Source organism: Melaminivora alkalimesophila (assembly GCF_000282995.1).
GTDB classification, from domain to species: domain Bacteria; phylum Pseudomonadota; class Gammaproteobacteria; order Burkholderiales; family Burkholderiaceae_C; genus Melaminivora; species Melaminivora alkalimesophila.
This window is the reverse complement of sequence record NZ_ALEE01000750.1, coordinates 1-4,309: the sequence shown is the minus strand read 5'-3', so window position 1 is coordinate 4,309 and position 4,309 is coordinate 1. Positions and strand designations below refer to the sequence as shown.

The following is a 4,309-nucleotide window of genomic DNA, read 5'->3' as shown; positions in this document are numbered from 1 at the left end:
TAGCCGATCGCCTGCTCAAGCGCTACAAGGCAGCGCAGAAGGCGATGCACGCAGCGGCCGATGAGCAGTCGCCCGCGGCGCAAGCGGCCCGGGACGAGATGGAAGCCCTGCAGCTGTTCAAGCGCGACCTGGGCACCTTCGTGCGCGTGTACGCCTTCTTGAGCCAGATGTTCGACTACGGCAACACGGCCATCGAAAAGCGCGCCATTTTCTTCAAGCGCCTGCTGCCGCTCCTGGACTTCGGACGCGAGCGCGAGGGGGTGGACCTGTCCAAGGTGGTGCTGACGCACCACCGGCTCAAGGACCAGGGCAAGCGCGATCTGGCACTCCACGAGGACACTGGCACCGAATACAGGTTGCAGCCACTGACCGAGACCGGCGGTGGCGCCGTGCAGGACAGGCAAAAGGCGCTGCTGTCGGAGATCGTCGCCAAGCTCAATGATCTGTTCGAGGGCGAGCTGAGCGACCACGACCAACTGGTCTACATGAACCACGTCAAGGGAAAGCTGCTGGAATCAGACCTCCTGGTGCAGCAGGCCGGCAGCAACAGCCGGGGCCAGTTCGACCATTCGCCCGACCTGGACAGCGAGTTGACCAACGCCATCATCGACGCCCTCGATGCCTATGGGAGCATGAGCCGCCAGATGCTCGACAGCGCTCGCGTGCGAGCCGGATTCAAGGCGGTCCTGCTCGGCCCGGGGCGGCTGTATGAGGCCTTGAGAGAGCAGGCCCGGCCGGCACGCCCCTAGCGCCGCTGCAGCCGCAGCGATGCAACCCCAGCTGCCGAAGAGAGGGCCAACCATCGGCCTGGGCCTACGCCCTCCGCCGCCTCCCTCACGTAGCATGAAGCATCGAGCGCCCCAGAGGCGCCTTTTGTTTTGGGCCTCGTGGGCCGTGCAAGGAGAGGACACCCGATGAGACTTCCCGACTGGTCGTGGCTGCAGGAGCAGGCCCTGTGGGGCATGTCGCCTGCCAGCGTGCTGATTGCCGCCGTCGCCGCCATGGCGACCTACCTGCTGCTGACCGTGCTGCTGCGCTGGGGACAGAAGCGCGCGCAGATCCACGAGCAGCGCGGCAGCCACACCGGCGCCAAGGGGGTGATCGCGCAGGTGCTGGCCGGCACCAGCCACCTGCTGATCCTGCTGGCGGCCGTGCTGGTGGGGCTGGGGCTGCTGGACCTGCCCGACCGCTGGCAGGCGCGCATGGGCCAGCTGTGGTTCCTGGCGGTGGCGCTGCAGATCGGTCTGTGGGGTTCGCGCGCCGTGACGGTGGCGGTCGATCGCTACCGCGTGCACCACGGCGCGACCAGCCCGGGGCAGGCGAGCGCCTCGGCCACGCTGATGTCCTGGGGGCTGCGCACGCTGCTGTGGGCGACGGTACTGCTGGCGATCCTGTCGAACCTGGGGGTGAACATCACGGCCTTCATCGCCAGCCTGGGGGTGGGCGGCGTGGCGGTGGCGCTGGCGGTGCAGAACATCCTGGGCGACCTGTTCGCCTCGATGGCGATCGCCGTGGACAAGCCCTTCGAGGTGGGCGACTTCATCGTCGTGGGCGGTGTGGCCGGCACGGTGCAGAAGGTGGGCGTCAAGACCACGCGCATCAAGGCGCTGAGCGGCGAGCAGGTGGTGATGGGCAACACCGACCTGCTCAAGCAGACCATCAACAACTACCGCCTGATGCGCGAGCGGCGCATTGTCTTCGGTTTCAGCATCGCCCAGGGCACGACACCGGCCAAGGCCGAGGAAGTCTCGCGCGCCGTGGGCGAGATCATCCGGGCGGTGCCGAAGGTGCGCTTCGACCGGGCGCACTTCAAGGGCTTCGGCGCCAGTTCGCTGGACTACGAGGTGGTCTACATCGTCCAGGATCCGAACTACAACCTCTACATGGACATCCAGCAGCAGATCAACCTGCAGCTGCTGCAGCGCTTGCAGGAGCTGGGCGTGCAGCTGGCCGTGCCGGTCAGCCGCGTGCAGGTGGCTGGCCAGGCCGCCAGCGCCCAAGGGGACGCACAGGCGCAGGCCTGGGAGGTCGCGCAGGCGGCAGGCGGGCCGGCGGCCGCGCAGACCTGAACAAGCGGGGCGCCCGGCCCCGCTCGCTCTTCAAAGAATCGGCTGTCGCCGAAGCCCCTCAGGCCGTCGCCGATTCCTGCGCTGCAGCGGCCTGGGCCTGGGGGTTGCGCCAGCGCTGCATCAGCGCATCCCACTTCTTGCGGGCCGCCGCCAGGTGGCGCTCCTTCACGTGGCCGTAGCCGCGGATCTCCTCGGGGATGCGCGCGATCTCGGCGGCCAGCGGCAGGCGTTCGGGCGTGAGGCCGGCGAGCAGCTCCTCGATGGTGGCGCGGTACTCGCGGATCAGGGCGCGCTCGGTGCGGCGTTCCTCGGTCTTGCCGAAGGGGTCGAGCGCCGTGCCGCGCAGGCCCTTCATCTTCGTGAGCACCGTGAAGGCGCGGCGCATCCACGGGCCGTAGGGTTTCTTGACCAGCTCGCCCTTGTCGTTCTTCCTGGCGGTCGCCGGCGGCGCGAGGTGGTGCACGATCTGGTAATCGCCCTCGAACATGCCCTCGATGCGCGCCATGAAGGCCGGGTCGGTGTGCAGGCGCGCGACCTCGTACTCGTCCTTGTAGGCCATCAGCTTGAACAGGTAGCGTGCGACGGCCTCCGTCAGGCGCGTGCCCTGGCCCAGCGGGGCCTCGGCGGACTGCACCTTCTCGACGAAGGCCCGGTATTCCTCGGCGTAGGCGGCGTTCTGGTAGCCGGTCAGGAACTCCACGCGCTTGGCGACGATCTCGGCCAAGGCTGGCTTCTTCACGAACTGGATGACCTGGGTGGTCGCCACCAGCGCCTGGACCGCGGCCGGGTCGTGCGCCATGCGGCGGCCCCACTCGAAGGCCGCCTGGTTGTTTGCCACCTGCACGCCGTTGAGTTCCATGGCGCGCATCAGCGCCGCGTGCGACAGCGGCACGCGGCCCTTCTGCCAGGCGTAGCCCAGGATCAGCGGGTTGGTGTAGATGCTGTCGCCCAGCAGCTGCGTGGCAGCGCGCTCGGCATCCAGCACGCCCAGCAGATCGCGGCCCACCGCCTGGGCGATGGCGGCCTCGCAGCTGGCGGCCGGGAACTGCCAGTTGGGGTCGTGCACGAAGGCCGCGGCCGGGGTGCCGGTGGTGTTGAGTGCGACGAAGGTGCGCCCGGGCTGCATGGCGGCCAGCGTGACCTTGTCGGCCGTGACGATGGGGTCGCAGCCAATGACCAGATCGGCCTTGGCCATGTCCACCTTGGTGGTGTGGATGCCTTCGGGGCGGGTGGCGATCTGCACGTGGCTCCAGGTCGCGCCGCCCTTTTGCGCGAGGCCGGCGGCGTCCTGCGTGATGACGCCCTTGCCCTCCAGGTGCGCCGCCATGCCCAAGAGGGACCCGATGGTGATCACGCCCGTGCCACCCACGCCGGCGACGACGATGCCGAAGGCTTCCTCGGCCAACGGCAACACCGGCTCGGGGATGGGCGGCAGGCTGGCGAGGTCGCCCTTCTTTTCCTTCTTGGGTTTTTTGAGCTGCCCGCCCTCGATGGTCACGAAGCTGGGGCAGAAACCCTTGACGCAGGAATAGTCCTTGTTGCAGGTGCTCTGGTTGATGCGGCGCTTCCTGCCGAAGTCGGTCTCGACGGGCTCCACGGACAGGCAGTTCGACTGCACCGAACAATCGCCACAGCCCTCGCAGACCAGCTCGTTGATGATGACGGTCTTGGCAGGCGTCGCCAGCTTGCCGCGCTTCCTGCGGCGGCGTTTTTCCGTGGCGCAGGTCTGGTCGTAGATCAGCGCCGTGCAGCCGGGGATGTCGCGCAGCTCGCGCTGGATGCGGTCGAGCTCGTCGCGGTGGAAGACCTCGACGCCCGGCGGCAGGTCGTTGAGCAGCTCGGGTCGGCCCTCGCGCGCGGCGTTGGCGGGGTGGGTGCGGCCGGCGTACTTCTCCGGCTCGTCGGTGACGACCACCAGCTTGGCCACGCCCTCGGCGCGCAGGCTGTGGGCGATCTGCGCGACCGAGTGGCCTTCCGGGCGCTCGCCGACCTGCTGGCCGCCGGTCATCGCCACGGCGTCGTTGTAGAGGACCTTGTAGGTGATGTTGGCACCGGCCGCGATCGACTGGCGGATCGCCAGCAGGCCGCTGTGGAAGTAGGTGCCGTCGCCCAGGTTGGCGAAGATGTGCTTTTCCTTGGTGAAGGGCGCCTGCCCGACCCAGGTCACGCCCTCGCCGCCCATCTGCGTGAAGGTGCTGGTGGCGCGATCCGGCATCCAGTTGGCCATGTAGTGGCAGGCG

The 4,309-nt window shown here is 68.6% G+C and carries 2 protein-coding genes and 1 pseudogene; 2 read left to right on the top strand and 1 reads right to left on the bottom strand.

From position 1 onward, the window contains the following. Positions 1-749, top strand: a pseudogene (locus A612_RS14475) (type I restriction endonuclease subunit R); the annotation flags it as partial. A gap of 165 nt (positions 750-914) precedes the next feature. Beyond that, positions 915-2,069: a mechanosensitive ion channel family protein gene (locus A612_RS14470; RefSeq protein ID WP_019375162.1), complete on the top strand. Its 1,155-nt coding sequence runs from the start codon at positions 915-917 to the stop codon at positions 2,067-2,069. A gap of 58 nt (positions 2,070-2,127) precedes the next feature. Here the strand turns inward: A612_RS14470 and A612_RS14465 are convergent. After that, on the bottom strand, positions 2,128-4,309 hold a 2,182-nt coding region (locus tag A612_RS14465; protein WP_019375161.1), incomplete at its 5' end, for an indolepyruvate ferredoxin oxidoreductase family protein.